The following is a 17855-nucleotide window of genomic DNA, read 5'->3' as shown; positions in this document are numbered from 1 at the left end:
GATAATGTTTGTCGCTCAGTTATATGTACATTTCTCAATCTAAAGATGGATCAAATTTATCTCTTAGTTTATCTCCTAAAAAACCTACACTCACAACTAGGATTGCTAAGGCGATGCCAGGCATCGTTGCAATCCACCATGCAGAATTAATGTAATCACGTCCATGCGAAATCAATAATCCCCATGACGGTTGGGAAGGAGGCACACCCAAGCCAAGGAAACTAAGAGAGGCTTCAGAAATGATAACTAACCCTATTTGTACCGTTATGATAACCATGAGCGGAGATACACACATCGGAAAAACATGTTTAAACAATATTTTAAGATTAGAAACACCTAATACTCTTGCGGAATCAACAAATTCACGTTTTTTTGTCGCCATGGTCGCCCCTCGCGTTACCCTGGCGAAAGTCACCCATCGGGTTATGGATAGCGTGATAATAACATTGGTTATACTGGGCCCGAGGACACCAGCAATTAAAATAGCAAGTAATATAGCTGGGAACGCAAGTTGAATATCCGCAATTCTCATGATGATGGAATCTACTAAACCACCAAAATAACCAGAGATCAGCCCTAACAAGACACCGACAGATCCGCCGATCAAAACGGTGGCAAGGGATACTAATAGTGATATGCGTGTTCCGTAAATAATTTGGGAAAGGATATCCCTTCCTACTTGATCTGTTCCAAGCCAAGCAGTTTTTCCATTTTCAAGGACGGATCCCGGTGGTAGCAACCGACTGCCGGTAAACGTTTTGGTTGGATCAAAATCGATAAATATCGGACCGAAAATTCCAATTAGGACATACATGGTAACGGGTATACAGGCAATAATGATTCCCCAATCCCATTTAACTAATGTAGTCCTTTTCATTACCATCTCATTAGAGACAGACATCGTACTCTCTTGTGTCATCGTGATTCCTCCACCTGAATACGCGGATCGATATAACCGTATAAGATATCAACCACAAGATTAAGAAAAACATACACGGTCGCTAATAACACAACAGAAGCTTGGACAATCGCATAATCACGATTGAGAATAGAATCTACTAACAATCTGCCTATACCAGGCCAGGAGAAAACGACTTCAATTATGATCGCACTACCTATAAATTCTCCTAATAAAAGTCCCATAACGGTAATGACCGGAATAAGTACGTTTCGTAACACATGGATATACAAAATACTGTTTTCCTTAAGACCTTTCGATCTTGCCGTTTGAACATACCCACGGCTAAGTTCATCAAGAAGGCCATTTCTAATCAAACGGATAATCATACCAATAAAAGGAAGACATAAAGTAGTTGCAGGAAGAATTAAATGAGCAATCGATCCTGAACCTCCACTAGGAAACAAACCTAAAAAACGAGCAAAAATAATAATTAACATTATCCCAACCCAAAAAGTCGGTAGTGATTGTCCAAGCAAGGACGTCGTAGAAATCATCCAGTCAATGATTCCGTTGGATTTTTTTGCCGCTAAAATTCCTAACGGCAGGCTAACAGTGATCGAAATAATTATTGCTGTAACCGCTAGTGTGATTGTAAATGGAAACCGATAAAATACATGATCAAGTGCTGAACCGCCCAATTTAAACGATTCCCCGAAATCGAGATTTACCGCATCTTTCAGGTAATTCACGTATTGAACCAATAAAGGATCATTCAGCCCGAGTTCTTTCTGCAGTTCTAGTATTTGCTCTTCAGTAGCAGATGTTCCCAGCATTACTGTAGCTGGATCACCGGGAACAACACGAATAACAAAAAATATAATGGTAACAGCTCCCCAAATAACAAATAATGAATACAATATTCGCCGGATTAAATATCCCGCCAAACGATCCACCTCCGTCTTAGACAGTAGAAAGGGTTTTCAGTGCTTTCATTACCGAAGTGATAAGACTCAAACTACACTGATTACATAATGGACAAATTCATTTAAATATATTTTTATAACTGACTTCCCGCTGGGTTATGCTCTTTTTTGATCATACATGCTTTTATATGCTTGTTTATAAAACATTATATATAGTTACACCCTAAATTGTCAATTCCGTTTTAAATTTATTTGATTTCAAAAACCTTAAGTTAAGAAGTAGTATTTGAACAAAAAATGCTGTATTATAATAAGCATGTACTTTATTTCATAATGAAAGTGGGATATTTGTGACTTCACAATATTTATGCGACTGTTCATTGCACTTAATTTCTCATGTTTACTGGGAACGAAAAGATCGGTTCAGGTTTCGCACGGACACGTATCCTGTATGGGTAGTATTCGCCGTTGAATCAGGTAGTTTCCAATATCAAATTGGTGTTGAAAGAGGGATTGCAGAGAAGAGTGAACTGGTATTCTGCCCGCCAGGTTACTCGTTCCAAAGAGAAATGTTATCGCCGATGTCGCTTCATTTTATAGGATTCGAATTTGACAAGAAACCCACATTGGATATTCCAGTTCTAATGCCGTCGTTTAAATCACAACCTGCAGACGAAAAACGTCTCGCTTCAGATTTTGCTTATTTACGAAAGCTCCATCTCGCGACTGACACGCGGAATATGCTTCTCAAACAGTGGATACTTAACGATATATGGCAACTCGCCTGTAACGAATGGGACAACTCCTCTCACCAAGATGAGTTAACCAAATTGACAAATTCGGACGATGAACTAATGAATCGGGCTGCAGAATGGTTATTTAATAAAGCACATACGCAATTCAGTATGCGCGAACTTTCCGAGATGTTGGAATTAAGCCCAGTTCAGTTTACACGCCGTTTTCGAAAGGCATTTCATATCACACCTTCAGAACTAGTTCGCACCCTGCGCATCCGTAAAGCAGCAAAGCTGCTTCTGGACACTGATCTAACATTAGATCAAATCGCCAAACGGTGCGGTTATGATAACGGATTCTACCTAAGTCGCGTATTCAGTCGTCATATGAACGTGAGTCCGTCAAAATACCGTCAACAGAACAGGGTATAATCAAGGAAAACACTCGTTATGAACAAAATCTAACACTAAACGTGCACATACAAAACTCAATTTTTGTGACGCTTGCACGGGCGATATTATTCGATCTGAAGGAGGACGAGTGAATAACCGATCAGCCGGAACGCTTCGCGGAACAGTGGCCGTGTAGTCGAACGAAGACTAATGCAGAAAAGCTGGGACAACTGGTCCCAGCTGTGCGGTACGTTAACTCTAATCACTGCGCCCTCTTAGCAGTACCTCCCCTACGTTTTTTAAACTCATTGAACCGTTGCTGCTTTACGCATGGTGAGAAGGTTAGCCTTGTACAACTCATAGATACCTCGGATGTTAGTCTGTAGCATCGTCTCGTCATTGCGACGAAGCGAGGTCAGGTTGTAGTTGTGACTCCCAGTGAACACCCACTTCGCGTCGGTGTCGCCGTCATACATACCGTTTATGATCATGTACTTAGAGTGGATGCGCCCCGGCAGTTGACTGCCATCATTGAGCTCTCGAACTTCTATCCTTGGTACCGATTGCAACACATCGCGAACCTCATCGTCTATGGGGCCGTGAACGACGAGGACCGAGCAGCCGTCGTTGGCCAAGTCTGCAAGCTTTTCGGCGATCTTGATCCGATATGCGTCCCACTCGGACATGCCGATACCTATAAACGTTCCGCTCCTACAGTCAACCTTCTTTAGCGCCTCGACGATGGGATCGGTGGAGGCATCAGTACCTGCGCGAGGAAAAAAGTGCGCCCGCACCGAACCCCCGGCCATGCCCGTCGTGACTGTCCAATAGTAGTCGTCACTTTCGACTTCAGCGGCAAGATCCTCGAAGTAGGTATTGTAGGCGCGGTACAAACGCCAGTTGCCCACAAGAATGAGAGCGTTATTCCAATACGTCGTTGAGTTCAGGTCGGTAACGTTTGCAGAAGACTGCACGACGACGTTGGACTTTCCACCGGTCTCGGAGAACAGGTAGAACTTGTTATGCTGACCCTTGTCCCCGATGCAGGCTGACGTGTTCCCTTCCGGGGAGCGTCGACTACAGATGTGAACCCACGACCGAGCGGATTTGTCGCGACCGAGTTCAGCGATAATAGCTGCCATGGCAGGGTTGTCCACTTGCCATCCGTCGATCACGATTTGAACGTCAACCCCCCTCCGATGAGCTGCGATCACCTCTTTCGCAAAGTCCATGCCAGCCGCCCCGGATATTACGAACTGTGCAATGCGTATCCGCGACCCAGAAGGGGCCTGGCGAATAAGGTTGCAGATCTCCCGAACGATCGTTTCAGGGTCTCCCCCAGCAGGGTTGTTGAAGACAGCTTTTGTGGTAACCTCCGAAGCGTCCTGATAAGGCTGCGGATCCTCTTCCATTTCCTTAGCCGAGCTGGGAGTAATCGCTGTTGCTGTCACTACGATTATAACTAACGTCACTAAAAAACTCTTGACCGCTTTAGGCATTGTTTGGCATTCTCCTCTCTACGTTCAGTACTGCTTATAGCCACTCTGTTCCTAGAAGAGTTTTGACAATGCAGAACTTCGCTTCCCCGTTAACCTGTAACCACTGGTTTTCGGTGTGAGGCCTCCCCCCTTTTTGTATAGCGAAAATCTACTTCACAATGCTGTGTCATCGAATCCTTCACTTTCAAGGTCCGTTTACCAACATTCATTTCGCTGTAACACACGATATGTCCGAGAACGAGCAACCATTTCGGATTCTGCCATTCACATTCTAATGAGACAAGACTTACTTTCTCTTTTGCCCACGATTTTGAAAACTATAATTCATATCGTTTCACTCTAGCAGTAAAATTGTTTTTTATAATTATTTTTGTTCGTTTTTTATTTTTTTAGTTTATTTTGAATAAGAAAAATATATTTGTCAAGTGTAAATCAGTATTTTGTGCGCACTCTAACCCCGATGTGCACCGACCATTTGTTGGCTTTGCTTATCGATACTTGGCGTATATATTCCAGCGATAAAAAAACGACTAAGTCAATCAAAACGTTATGAATCACGGAGAGTCATCCGGACGGTCGAGATGGTAAAGGTGACGATAGCGAGAGACTTTCTCGATTAACACGGCGTGCGGGCCGTGCATGGTTATTCGGCCGTCCTCTATAAAGATCACCTCATCCATCTGTTCTACCCCGACTAGGTGGTGTGTAATCCAGATCAGTGTTTTCCCTTGAACCGTACGGAAGATCGTCCTAAGTAAGTCACGCTCCGTGTGAGGGTCGAGTCCTACGGTCGGTTCGTCCAATATGACAACAGGGGTGTCCTGAAGCAAGACTCGCGCTAGCGCAATCCGTTGTCGCTCTCCGCCCGAGAAACGCTCTCCCGTCTCCAACATTGGCGTATCATATCCCGCAGGCAGAGATTCGATCAACTTGTCTAATTTCACTTTTTGCGCCACCTGGCGGACCTCTTCGTCTCCGGCATCTGGTTTTCCGAGGCGAATGTTATTCCCCACCGTCGTGTCAAACAAATGCGGACGTTGGTTCAGTACAGAGATGACCCGCGGGATCTCGTCCCCGAAACGGGCCGCATGTTTGCCGTTGATCGTCGCGCGCCCCTCTTGAGGAACGACGGCACCTTGTATCAGCTTGATCAAGGTCGATTTTCCCGCACCACTGCGCCCGAGTACGGCGATCTTTTTCCCCTGTGGGATGTCGAGTGAAATGCCGTTGACACTCCACTCTTCTGATTGCGGATAACGATAACGGACGCGTTCCAGCCGAATGTGAGCCTGCAGCTGTGCCGCATGCACCCCTTCAGCCTGAAGTGTCCGCTCTGTGTGTGAGCTAGCTTTTTCTGTACCGCTCATTCTGTTTATCCGATCCAAAGATTCCCGGTACTCCGGAATTTTCTCGACCGCTTCCGGTACGGCTAGAAATGCGTCCATCACTGGAAAAACGACGAGCGTAAACGCCGCAATCATCGTAGCCGCCAGCTCCCCTCCCGCGAATTGCTGTCCCGCCCAATACATGGTGGAGATCACTGCGATAGCGACGACACACTGGGCGAGGAACGTTCTCCAGGTGGTCCACTGGTGCAGTGTACGTTCAACTTCGGCCACTTTTGCTTCATCCGATTCATACGACTGCACGAACTGCGACGCACGCCCGCTGATCACCCAGTCACTCATGCCGAGCACAGCGTCCGTGAGTATCCGGTACAACCCATTGCGTTTCTGTTTCACATGTCGCTGCTTCGCGTTCTTCAGCCATAGAGAAACCGCGGGAAGTATAAAGACGAGGACGAACACGTACAGTGCCATGAGCAACGCAAACGGCAGATCGAACCAGCCGAGAGCGGCGATACACAGTCCATACATCACCACAGCGGCTATTGTCGGAAATACTGTGCGGAGATAAACGTCCTGCAAGTGCTCGATGTCGTCAGCGAGCGCACTAAGCACATCCCCTGTACGGTAGCGAGAGCGGATGAACAGTGCCTGCGGTTCCAAAATACGGTACAGACGGACGCGCATGTTTGCCAGGATGCGCAGGACGGCATCGTGACCTGCCAAACGTTCGACGTAGTGCACGACAGCCCTCCCGATCCCGAATGTGCGCACGAGTACAATAGGCACGTACACCATTAAAATGTTTTCCGGACGAAGCGCAGCCTTCGAGATGAGGTAGCCGGACGTGAACATGAGGGCACCCGCACACGACGGCGTCAGCACGCTTAAAACTGCGATCCACATAAAACGCCACCGTTGCTTTCGAAAATGAAGTCGAATCCAAGACTCCTGTTTCATACAATCGCCCCTCCCAGCGCTCGAACTAATTTGACGTACGCGCCATTTCGTGCCAGCAGTTCCTCATGCGTTCCGGTCTCGACCACCCTGCCATTGTCCAGCACGATCACGCGATCCATGTGCGGCATCCAGTGCAGGCGATGGGTGGCGAAAAAAACGAGCTTGTGCTGAAACAAGCGGAGCATCGTTTCTTTCAGTTCGTACTCAGTTTCGATGTCCAGGTGAGCAGTCGGCTCATCGAACAACAAGATCGGCCGCTCGCTTAAGAACGCACGAGCCAAGGCGACGCGCTGTTCCTGACCGCCGCTGAGCTTTCGTCCACCATCCCCGATCCGTTCGTTTAAGCCATGTGGTAAACGTTCGGTCAAGTGGCGCAATCCTGCAAATTCCACCGCACGTTCGACTTGTTCCTTGGACGCATCAGGATTGTAAAAGCGGATGTTGTCTGCTAGTGACGCATGAAACAGGTAGGGATGTTGCGGAATGTAGGTGGTTTGCTTCCGCCACGCCTCAAAGGTGAGCGACTGTAACTTCGCTCCATCCAACGTGAATGTCCCAGACGTCGGACGCAGAAAGCCGGCCAGCACATCGATCAGTGTCGACTTTCCAGCACCGCTCTCCCCGACAATTCCGATTTTGCTGAATCCCTGGATTTCAGCGGATACGTTGTTCAAGGAAGAGACTCCCTCTCCTTGGTAACGGACACTAATCGACGAAAGCGTGAGCACACTGTCGTCTGTCCAAGTAACGGAAGGTATCGGTTGGGCTTCGTCGAGCTCCTCCTCCCGCTCGATGATCGCCTGAATCGCTTCCCCCGCCTGTTTGCCGTTTAAAGTGGCATGGTAATCGGCGCCCAACATGCGCACGGGCAGGAAATACTCCGGTGCCAGAATGAGGACGGTGAGCGCTGTCCCGAGCACCGCGTGTCCGTCAATGAGGCGCAGCCCTAAGCTGACAGCGACTAAAGCAACAGACAGCATCGTGAAAAAATCGAGGGCAAAAGAGGACAGAAAGGCGACGCGCAGGGTACGCATCGTCGCCCGCCGGTACTTGTCACTCACCTGGCTGATCGTGTCACTGTGTTTACGGCTCTGACCGAGAACCTTTAGCGTCTCCAAGCCGCGGAGCGAATCGACGAAATGGTTCGACAGTGTCCGGTACGTGTGCCACTGCCCCTCTGTTTGTTTACGCGCCGCTAATCCGATGAGGATGAGGAACACGATAAGAAGCGGCATCGTCACAACTAGAATCACGCCTGAAACGGCATCCTGTGTAAAAATAAACGCAAGCAGGAGAGCGGGTGTGAGGGAAGTCCCAATCATGCGGGGCAGAAATAGCTCCACGTACGTGCGAAACTGGGACACGCCTTCGAGCACAAGGGTTACCAGATGGCCAGTCCCCTCTGATTTGGCAAACTTTGGCCCGTGTTGAAACAGCCGTTCCAGCAGCCGCTTCCGCACGTCCGTCCCCGCTCGTTCGGCGAAACGGTATGCGACCTTTTGCTTGAGGGAAGCCATCCCGTGCCGGATGAGAAAAGCGAGCACAAACAATCCCATAATCCCGAACTGTTGCGGAAGCGGTTCCCCGGCAAACAGAGACGAAACCCCTTCAGCCAACCATTTTGCCGCCAAGATGATGGCGACACTCTGCACAAGTGTCAGCATGAACAGCTGCACGAGAACCGCTTTGATTCCCGGAAGCTCCCGCAATGTACGATCCATCAGTATTCCAAATGCTCCTTCTCACTGACGCGTTTGCGAAATACGTAATAGCTCCACATTTGATAACCGAGTACAAACGGTATGAGAGTCACAGCCACAATCGTCATCACTTTGAGCGAATACGGCCCAGATGCTGCGTTATACACTGTCAAGTTGAACGCACGGTCGATCTCACTGATCATCACCCGCGGAAACAACCCCATAAACACTGAAGCAATGGCAAGAACGATGACGAGTCCCGACATGGAGAAGGCCCATCCGTCTTTCCGCTTTGAAATGAACGCCCCTGCAAGCACAAACGCGATCACACCGCAAGCGGCCGTAGCGGACAGTATCTCGCCACGCACGTGAAACACGTCAGTCATAAAGACCGTCATCGCACTGAATGCGAAGAGCAGGAAGGCCAGCGGAAAAAGGAGCCGCTGTGCCGTGAAACGCGCCCGTTCCTGCAAATCCCCTACCGTGCGCAACGCGGTGAACAGCAATCCGTGGACGAAACATAGCAACGTGACGGTGATCCCCCCCGTTACTGTATACACATTGACGATATCGAACAGACCGGCTTGCATCTCCATCTGCCGGTCAATCGGCAGTCCGTAAAGCAGACCGGCGAAGACGACTCCGAACAAAAACGGCGGCAGCAAACTCCCCAGGAAAATGACGTGATCCCACGCGTTCTTCCACCGCCTGTTGTCGACTTTTCCGCGAAATTCGAAAGCGACTCCGCGTCCGATCAAAGCCAGCAAGACGACGACGAACGGTGCGTAATAGCCACTGAACAACGTGGCATACCAGTGGGGAAAGGCTGCGAACATGGCCCCACCCGCCGTTATCAACCACACTTCATTGGCGTCCCAGAACGGTCCGATGGCGTTGATGAGCGTACGGCGTTCTCCTTCCGTCCTGGCGAGAAACTTTGTCGACATGCCGACACCAAAGTCAAACCCTTCCAAGAAGAAAAAACCGATAAACAACCCCGCGACAATCAGAAACCACAACTCGTTAAGAGACAGCATGGTGTTCCCTCCGATCAAACGGGTCTTCGGATGTTCCATCATCAACGTTGGCCGTTTCATACGGTCCTTTTTTAATGACACGTACGAACAAAACGACCATCACAGCCGCTAGTATCGTGTAAATCGTCGAGAAGGAGATCAACGAAAACAACACTTCTTGAGCGGTGACACCCGGCGAAATGCTGTCCTCTGTTCGCAAATAACCAAAGACGGTCCACGGTTGACGGCCGATCTCCGTCATAATCCACCCGGACGTATTGGCAATGTGCGGCAAAAAGATGGCCGGAACCATCAGACGCATGAACCATGTGTTGCCTTGCTCCAGTCTTTTGCGAAGTGTCAAGTACACGCCGTACAATCCGAAGGCAAGCATCAGCATTCCCGCAGCGATCATGATGCGGAAACTCCAGAACGTCGTACGAACCGGGGGAATGTAGTGTCCAGGGCCGTACGTTTGCTCGTACTCTGCTTGCAGCTCCTTCATTCCCTTTACTTCCCCAGAGAATTGGTTGTAGGACAAATAGCTGAGCAAGTACGGAATTTTGACTTCAGCTCGATTTTCCTGATTCTCCGGGTCGATTGCCGCAAACACCGTCCAAGGAGCCGGGTCTTCGCTCGTTTCCCACAATCCTTCACTGGCCGCCATCTTCATCGGTTGTGTGTGAATTAAATACTGTGCCTGTTGATGACCGAAAAGCGCAACGAGTAAGGAAGAAATCAAGGCGACGACGATCCCGATTTGGAACGATCGTTTGAACAGAGCTACGTCCTGCTTTTTGAGTAATTTCCAAGCGCTCACCCCCGTCACGAAGAACGCCCCAGTGGCAAAAGCAGCAAAGAGGGTGTGAGGAAATTCTACCCACAACTGTCCGTTCGTGATCAAAGCGAAGAAATCATTCATTTCCGCTCGGCCGTTGTTGATTTCAAAGCCGACGGGACGCTGCATGAACGAATTGGCTGCCAAGATCCAGAACGCGGACAACACTGTGCCGACCGATACGAGCCAAATGCAGGCGAGGTGTACTTTTTTCGACAGACGGTCCCATCCGAAGATCCACAACCCGATAAACGTCGATTCCATAAAAAACGCAAGCAACGCTTCTATCGCCAGCGGCGCTCCGAAGACATCTCCCACAAAGCGGGAGTAATCAGACCAGTTCATCCCGAACTGGAATTCCTGAATAATCCCGGTCACAACCCCGACCGCAAAGTTGATCAGAAACAATTTCCCCCAAAATTGGGCCATGGTTTTGTACGTTTTATTTCCCCTGATGACATACATCGTCTCCATAATCGCGATTAACAATACCAACCCAATCGACAAGGGCACGAATAAGTAGTGGAATATCGTCGTAGCTGCAAATTGGATTCTCGATAAGGTGAGCACATCCACGTCGTTTCCCCACCTTTCCTCCTGTGTGTCATGCGACAGTCGAACGTTCAAAATTGTCGCGCACGACTCGCTAGAGCTTTTACTTTTATTGTCACATACAGTCTGTCTCTCTGAACGCGCGAGATATGACAATCTGTTTGTGAATTATTGAACAAAATGCGAACAACTGTAAGATTGTCGAAAACATTGTTAACAATAAGTTACGTTGCCGGAGAGAAAAACGGTTCGTCAATTATGTTCATTTATAAACAAAAATCAGGAGGGTGAACGCGTGTGCAGAACAAAATGTGTCCCTTGTTGACGACGACATCCATCAAGGGGAGACAACCTCATTGGTGGACTTGTTGTTGCCGTGAAACCGAAGGACGAAGCACACAACGTGATCATGCTGAACAATCGCGAAGGAAATGGGGAAAGGGCAAAAAAAGACCCGGATCTCCGGGTCAATTCAATCTTCCATTTCACTCTTTACAATGCGTTTCACGAGCTCATCGTCGCGTTTTAACCCTGTCACTTCAACAATCGTCGACTCCACACCGTTTTCGCTCAGCATCTTCTGCAGGCGTACACTCTCTTCATCCTCGCTGACGTCAAACGCGAGCGCGGCAACAATTCCTTGAACCAACGCCTGCGGTTCATAACCCCGATCGAGTAACAGTCTCGCCGGTTTGACCAACCGATCGTTGTAGCCGAGCTTGCGAATCGGATTCCGACCGACCCGTTCCACCCGGTCGGATAAATGCGGGTTCCTAAAACGGAGCCAAATTTTTTCCGCATACGTCCGCAGTTCCGCTTCAGAAAAGCCGTGTACGTCGGCGAGGAGCGCAGTCGTTTCACTGAGCGCTTGCCTGACGCGCGATGCGATCGGCTCGTCGTGAATCGCTTCCTGAATCGTCTTCATGCCCTGTTTGAAACCGAGGTACGCAGTCATCGCATGTCCCGTGTTCACCGTAAACAGTTTCCGCTCGATATAAGGCAACAAGTCCTTCACGTACGTCACGCCGTGAATGGAAGGGGCCGGTCCGTTGATTGCCGTTTCATCGACTACCCATTCATAATAAGGCTCTACCGTCACGGACAGCAGATCCCTTTCGCCTTGGTTGGGCACAATCCGATCGACAGCAGCGTTGGGAAAACCGACCCGTTCTTTAAGCCGTAGCCACTCTTCTTTCGTGAGCAGCGCTCGCACGTATTCCTGGAGCATTGTGCTCGCCCCGATGGCGTTTTCGCAGGCGATGATGTTGAGCGGTGTCTGTGAATCTTTCCGCGCGACAAGTCCCGCGGCGATCGGTGCGGCGACGAACTTCAGAACAGCAACGCCCACCGCTGTCGTGATAAGGTCAGCGGAAGCGATCTCCTCTATGACTTCTGGTTCGTCCGTCCGGCTGTTCAGTCCGCGAATCCCTTCTACGGTGAAAGGTTCAACGGTTTGCTCCGCCACCTTCACCTCATACGCTCGGCGGGTATTCAGTTCATGGATAATCCGTGCGTCGACGTCGACAAAAACGACATCGTAACCAGATTGGCGCAACAGTGCCCCGATAAACCCCCTGCCGATGTTTCCGGCCCCGAAGTGAACAGCTTTCATGTTGCATTCCCTTCTGAGAAAAAGCGAAGCACTTCATCCGCCGATTGAATTTGCAGCAGTTTGCGGACATTCTCTTCTTTCGAACATAAAATTGCTATTTTTGACAGCACGTCCAAATGTTCGTTCCCCTTCCCTGCAATGCCGATGACGAGCCGTACGTCATGGCCGTCCCAGTCCACGGGCTGTTCAAACAACAGGACAGAAATTCCTGATGCTTTGATGTTTGCTTTTGCGTCCTCTGTTCCGTGGGGAATGGCCAACAGATTTCCCATATACGTCGTGGTCACTCGTTCACGTTCCAGCATTTTTTCGACATAAGCGGGCTCGACATACCCGTTTTGAACCAGTACATCACCGGCTTCGCGAATCGCCTCCTCTCTAGACGCTGCTTTCGCTCTCATCGTAATGTTCTTCTCTGTCAAAATGGAAAGGCTCATGCATCGTCCACTCCTTGATTGATTAAATTCCGCACGTAGTTCTGACACGATTCCGCCAGCAATGCACGAATCTCTGTCTCTGATCCTTTTTCAAACACCGTCGTATGTGCCTCACTTTTGATGAGGAGAGCACTGATGGAACTCATCAGCGAAAGGCGCTGTTCGCTCATACTTAAAGGGGCGAGTAAAACGAGCGCGCGCTTGACAGGGACCCTCATCCCGTCCATGCCTTTTCGAAGGGCGGGAACTTTTAACTCACACATGGAAACACACGGCTTCTCAATCTCCTCTGTGCGAACGTGAAACAGAGCAAGAGACGTCTCCGGAATGGCCACCCCTCCGGCCTGCTCTCTTGCGAGCAGACCCTCGACAACCGAGTTCGCGCCGGACAGCAAACCGCTCCGTTCGAAATCCCGGCATATGTCGTTGAGACCGTCTTCTAACGACACGTTCTCCTCCAATTCCTTCACCTGAAAATGAGTGAGAATGGAGACGATGTCTTCATTGACGGAAGCCATTTGCTCGAACCGTTCGAGCAAATGTTCAGTCGTTTGGCGTTGATCCGGATCACGTGGGGATACCGGCTGCTTCGGCTGATAACTTTCGAGGAAGTCTCTGATTTGGTTCACTTCTTTTTTCCACAGGAACGGGGTGACTAAAAAGTAGTCCGCCACATGTTTTAACGGAACGGTTGAAATGACCAAGTCGTAATTATCCACATTTTTCTTCTCTACGTCGAACAGGGATGCATTTTCGATTGTTCTGATTTCTGGAAATTCCTTTTGTAATCGGCTCATTAACAGTTTAGACGAGCCGATGCCGCTGGAACAAATGACCAACGCTTTAACGGCAGACTGCCGTTTCCGGCGTTCAATCGCCGAACCGAAATGCATGACGAGAAACCCGATTTCCTCGTCCGGAATCGTCCCGGAATCGAGCGCTCGCTGGGCCTGTTTCCTCACAATGTGGAAGAGATCCGGATTGTCCGCTTTTATTTTTTCCAGCAGCGGGTTGTATATCTTCATTCCTTGGCGAACCCGATAGAGCGCCGGCTTTAAATGGGAGAGCAGCCCTTTAAACAGTGATTCGTCGTGAAACGCTGTCTGAAGCTCGTCTTCCACACCGTCTATCAACTGTTTCACTCGGACAGCCAGTTGCAGGTTGGACTCTTCCAGCACGTCATCCCGCTCTTCTCGTAACTTGGCTCCCCTTAAATACATCGACATATACCCGATTTCTTCGTCAGGGATGTCGATGCCGAACATCCTTTCTAACGCGTGAGCTAACTGACTGGCAAGGTGGTATTCTTTGTGCATCGCCAATTTTTGTAAATACTCCGGTGCCATTTCGACTTTTTTGCCTTGGCGAATGCGGTCGATCGCCAGTGCGACATGGACAATTAAAGCGAAGTAAGAACTGTCTGCCACGTGTTCGGAGAACTGCTTCCGCAGCGATTCCACTGCCCGCTGCACATCGCGCAGCATCTCTAAATCCATTAAATGAAGCAAGCGCTCCGAGACCGGGTCCGTCGCTTCCTCCCTTTCGGATATGCGACTGACGATGGCGCGATAAACGTGTGCTTCGTTTAAATTTTCGTTGATCAGCGCACCGATCGCCCTGCGGACGTCTCGTTCCTCTCCCTTTATTTCCACACCGTAACCCCTTTTGCGAACGAGCGTGAGACGGAAGTCTTCCAGCCACTTCCCCACCTTGGTTAAGTCGTGGCTCACGGTCGCAACCGTTACATTAAGGTGGCTGGCCAAAGCGAACAGCTTAATCGGTTCACGGTGTTGTAACAACACTGTGAGCAGCAACAACCGCCGCTCCTCCGGTGTATACTCTTCATGTCGGAGCGAAGACAGAAAGCGCCTCAATTGCTCCCGGGCTTCTGCTTCTCCTTGCACAGCCAAACCCGTGCCGGCCTTTCTTTCAAGCGTCAAATGATACTCCGTCAGAACGTCTTCCACGCCTTTGAGGTCGCGCTGGATGGTGCGCGTACTCACACCGAGTTCGTCGGCTAACGTCTGAATCGTCGTTTTGTTCCTGCCGTCCAGTAACCGTTGTAAGATTGAGCGCTCCCGGGTGGTGACATACACACCATCCACCTCCTGACCTCAACGCTGTTGTTGTTTCAATCTTGTCAAGAGCTCCTCATATTCGGGACTGTTTAAAAAATTTTCCACCGAAATGTGTTCGGCATCCGGCCTTATCTCCTTCGCCCGCTCAGTCAAGTCTCGGTGGGTAATAATCACATCGGCATCATCCGGCAAGTTGTTGATCGACGTATTCGCTACTTCCACAGTGTCCAGATCAGCTTCCTTTACTTTGTTCCTGAACGTCGAAGCGGCCATCGCGCTCGAACCCATCCCTGCATCACAGGCGAAGACGACTTTGTTTGTCGGTCCTTTTACCGATGCTAACACCTCAGCGGCACGGCTCTTCTTCCCTTTCATCGTTTGCATTTTTTCACTCGCGCTTTTCAAATCTTCCTCCTCGGATTCGGCAGTTTTGAGAATGATTGACGCGATGATAAACGATATCGCCGTTGCCACGACAACCCCTACGATGACCCCCAAGTAATTTCCCCGGGGAGTCATGGCAAGCAATGCAAATATACTTCCCGGTGACGGTACCGCGGCAAGTCCTGCATTGAAGAGTGAAAATGTGAATACACCGCTCATCCCGCCCGCGATCGCCGCTACAATCAGCAGCGGTCTCATTAAAATGTACGGAAAGTAAATTTCGTGAATTCCCCCGAGGAAGTGGATGACGGCGGCACCGGATGAAGATTGTTTCGCCGTTCCCCGGCCGAAGAACAAAAACGCGAGCAAGATGCCCAGGCCGGGTCCGGGATTCGTTTCGAGTAAAAACAGAATGGATTTTCCAAACTCTGCCGCTTGTTCGACGCCAATCGGGCTTAAGATGCCGTGGTTAATGGCATTGTTTAAAAACAACACTTTCCCCGGTTCGATGAGTAAACTCACCAATGGCAAGAGGCCAACGCCGATCATCACATCCACTCCAGAAGCCAGAAAGCTGCTTACCCCCCTCACGACGGGTCCTATTCCCCAAAAAGCGAAGATGGTTAACAATCCGGCAAGAATGCCGGCCGAAAAGTTGTTCACGATCATTTCAAATCCTGTCCGAATCTTCCCAGCTAACAGTTGGTCGACTTTCTTGATCGCGTATCCACCTAACGGTCCCATGATCATGGCCCCGATAAACATCGGGATGTCCGCACCGACGACGACCCCCATCGTGGCGGTCGCTCCAACAACCCCTCCGCGGACGTCGTGAACGATCTTTCCTCCAGTATACCCGATGAGCAACGGCAACAAGAATTTGATCATCGGATCTACTAACGAGGCCAGCTGTTCATTCGGGATCCATCCCGTCGGAATGAACAACATCGTAATGAGTCCCCACGCAATAAACGCACCGATGTTCGGCATAATCATACCGCTCAAATGACTTCCAAGCCGCTGAACCTTCGTCCTAAGCGTTCCCCCTTCTTGTTGGGACACTCTAACCCACCTCCCTAACGTTATCATAAAACGCTGTCATCCCAGCCGACAACGGAATGTAAACACGATTTCGTCATCAGCGATACTGACAAAATTAAAAAAGGAGGCCCTTTCCTCCTCACCATCTCTTGCCCGTTTGATCTTCTTCATGCATCGGTTCCCCTCAACGGCGATGCGATGTCTTTTACATCGACACCCATTCCCCTTTTTACTGAAACGGATCTAAAGCAATGACTCAGCTATCCATGCCAATTGTCCCGATGAAAGTGGAGCGAATAATAAAATATATCAAACCTTAATAAAATGATCATAGACTCTTATTAAATGCTCACGATCGTTATCTACGTACAGTTCAAAACAGAAAGGAACGTGAGGAGAAGATGAAAAGGACGAAGCGCTTCGTTGTAAGTATTCTCGCCTTGTCTGTTGTTCTCAGTGGATTTACGGTACTGCCGCTTGTCTTTCACAACGGCATCGCCGCCGCCAAAGACAAAGGGAAACCTGTCTCGTCCGGCAAGCTGCGGGTGATGAGTTACAATTTGCGCTACGCCAGTGACGTCCCGCCAAACTCGTGGGAAGAGCGTCGACCAGTCATGCGAAAGCTGCTCCAGCGCAAACGACCTGATGTGATCGGCACACAAGAAGGCGTCTACCACCAACTAAAACATATCCACCAAGACTTGCCTGGATACGAATGGATCGGACTGGGCCGGGAAGGCGGCAGTAAGGGTGAGTTCATGGCGGTCTTCTACAACGCTAACCGCCTGCAACCGCAAGAATATGATCATTACTGGTTGTCGGATACTCCCGAGGTCATCGGTTCAACTTCATGGGGAAACACCATCCCGAGAATGGTTACGTGGGTTCGCTTTCTTGATGTGAAAACAAAAAAAGAATTTTATTTGGTCAATACGCACTTCGACCATGTCTCGGAAGAAGCGCGGGAAAAAAGCGCCAGGCTGATCGTGGAACGCGCTCTAGATTTCGATCCCGAACTCCCGATTGTCTTAACGGGCGACTTCAACACCGGACCCAGCACAGCACCGTATGAAACGCTGGTAAACGACGGTTCCTTTGTCGACCTCTGGGAGTCAGCCGACAAGCGCATCGGCGAAGGGCTTGGCACTTTTAACGGTTTCGAGGATGTAACCGGCGGAGGAGCTGAGCAGCGCATCGACTGGATTATGGCGCGCGGATCTGTTACTGCGAAAACGATCGAAATCTCGAATTTTCAACAGCACGGTCAGTTCCCGAGCGATCACTTCCCCGTCGTCGCGGACATCAAAATGAGATAACCACTATTTTATAGCCCGCAAGAAAGTTTTCAACAAGCGGTTTTCTGCTTGTGATACCCAAAACTGAACAGCGGGCTTTTTTCTATCGTAAAGGCGACTGACGGTTTCAAAAAAAGAAGCTATTC

Annotated in this window: 13 protein-coding genes; 2 read left to right on the top strand and 11 right to left on the bottom strand. The window is 49.6% G+C overall.

Annotated features, from left to right (window positions below; translation table 11 throughout):
- Window positions 1-34 precede the first annotated feature (34 nt).
- Complete coding sequence (locus tag B0W44_RS12400) at window positions 35-919, bottom strand: ABC transporter permease (RefSeq protein WP_228441107.1); 885 nt, start codon at window positions 917-919, stop codon at window positions 35-37.
- The gene (locus tag B0W44_RS12395; RefSeq protein ID WP_228441104.1) at window positions 916-1854 is read right to left on the bottom strand and encodes an ABC transporter permease; all 939 of its coding nucleotides are present in this window, start codon (window positions 1852-1854) and stop codon (window positions 916-918) included. Before B0W44_RS12395 ends, B0W44_RS12400 begins: the two co-directional genes overlap by 4 nt.
- A 320-nt stretch (window positions 1855-2174) precedes the next feature.
- On the opposite strand from B0W44_RS12395, the gene B0W44_RS12390 reads away from it, so the two are divergent.
- Window positions 2175-2990, top strand: coding sequence for a helix-turn-helix domain-containing protein (locus tag B0W44_RS12390; protein ID WP_077720305.1), 816 nt, complete (start codon window positions 2175-2177; stop codon window positions 2988-2990).
- Between the two features lie 266 nt (window positions 2991-3256).
- On the opposite strand, the gene B0W44_RS12385 is transcribed toward B0W44_RS12390, so the two are convergent.
- The 9 genes from B0W44_RS12385 to B0W44_RS12345 all read right to left on the bottom strand — a co-directional run bounded on the left by B0W44_RS12385 (window position 3257) and on the right by B0W44_RS12345 (window position 16435).
- Window positions 3257-4450 carry a phospholipase D-like domain-containing protein gene (locus tag B0W44_RS12385; RefSeq protein WP_077720304.1) on the bottom strand — a complete coding sequence of 398 codons (1194 nt, stop codon included), beginning with the start codon at window positions 4448-4450 and terminating at the stop codon, window positions 3257-3259.
- Between the two features lie 554 nt (window positions 4451-5004).
- Window positions 5005-6756 carry a thiol reductant ABC exporter subunit CydC gene (gene cydC, locus B0W44_RS12380; RefSeq protein WP_077720303.1) on the bottom strand — a complete coding sequence of 584 codons (1752 nt, stop codon included), beginning with the start codon at window positions 6754-6756 and terminating at the stop codon, window positions 5005-5007.
- Window positions 6753-8477, bottom strand: a complete 1725-nt coding sequence (gene cydD / locus B0W44_RS12375) for a thiol reductant ABC exporter subunit CydD (protein ID WP_077720302.1) — start codon at window positions 8475-8477, stop codon at window positions 6753-6755. Before cydD ends, cydC begins: the two co-directional genes overlap by 4 nt.
- Window positions 8477-9493 carry a cytochrome d ubiquinol oxidase subunit II gene (gene cydB, locus B0W44_RS12370; protein ID WP_077720301.1) on the bottom strand — a complete coding sequence of 339 codons (1017 nt, stop codon included), beginning with the start codon at window positions 9491-9493 and terminating at the stop codon, window positions 8477-8479. The genes cydD and cydB overlap by 1 nt, the downstream gene beginning before the upstream one ends.
- Window positions 9480-10886, bottom strand: coding sequence for a cytochrome ubiquinol oxidase subunit I (locus B0W44_RS12365; RefSeq protein ID WP_077720300.1), 1407 nt, complete (start codon window positions 10884-10886; stop codon window positions 9480-9482). Before B0W44_RS12365 ends, cydB begins: the two co-directional genes overlap by 14 nt.
- 448 nt (window positions 10887-11334) lie before the next feature.
- The gene (locus tag B0W44_RS12360; protein ID WP_077720299.1) at window positions 11335-12474 is read right to left on the bottom strand and encodes a mannitol-1-phosphate 5-dehydrogenase; all 1140 of its coding nucleotides are present in this window, start codon (window positions 12472-12474) and stop codon (window positions 11335-11337) included.
- Window positions 12471-12911, bottom strand: a complete 441-nt coding sequence (locus B0W44_RS12355; protein WP_077720298.1) for a PTS mannitol transporter subunit IIA — start codon at window positions 12909-12911, stop codon at window positions 12471-12473. Before B0W44_RS12355 ends, B0W44_RS12360 begins: the two co-directional genes overlap by 4 nt.
- On the bottom strand, window positions 12908-15007 hold the full coding sequence (locus tag B0W44_RS12350) for a BglG family transcription antiterminator (RefSeq protein ID WP_077720297.1): 2100 nt from the start codon (window positions 15005-15007) through the stop codon (window positions 12908-12910). The genes B0W44_RS12355 and B0W44_RS12350 overlap by 4 nt, the downstream gene beginning before the upstream one ends.
- An 18-nt stretch (window positions 15008-15025) precedes the next feature.
- Window positions 15026-16435, bottom strand: a complete 1410-nt coding sequence (locus tag B0W44_RS12345; RefSeq protein ID WP_228441101.1) for a PTS mannitol transporter subunit IIBC — start codon at window positions 16433-16435, stop codon at window positions 15026-15028.
- Between the two features lie 380 nt (window positions 16436-16815).
- Between B0W44_RS12345 and B0W44_RS12340 the strand changes: the two genes are divergently transcribed.
- Window positions 16816-17730: an endonuclease/exonuclease/phosphatase family protein gene (locus B0W44_RS12340; protein ID WP_077720295.1), complete on the top strand. Its 915-nt coding sequence runs from the start codon at window positions 16816-16818 to the stop codon at window positions 17728-17730.
- The last annotated feature ends 125 nt before the right edge of the window (window positions 17731-17855 follow it).

This window comes from Novibacillus thermophilus, assembly GCF_002005165.1.
GTDB classification, from domain to species: Bacteria; Bacillota; Bacilli; order Thermoactinomycetales; family Novibacillaceae; genus Novibacillus; species Novibacillus thermophilus.
Note: the sequence above shows the minus strand (reverse complement) of the source record. Positions and strands in the feature narration are given on the sequence as shown.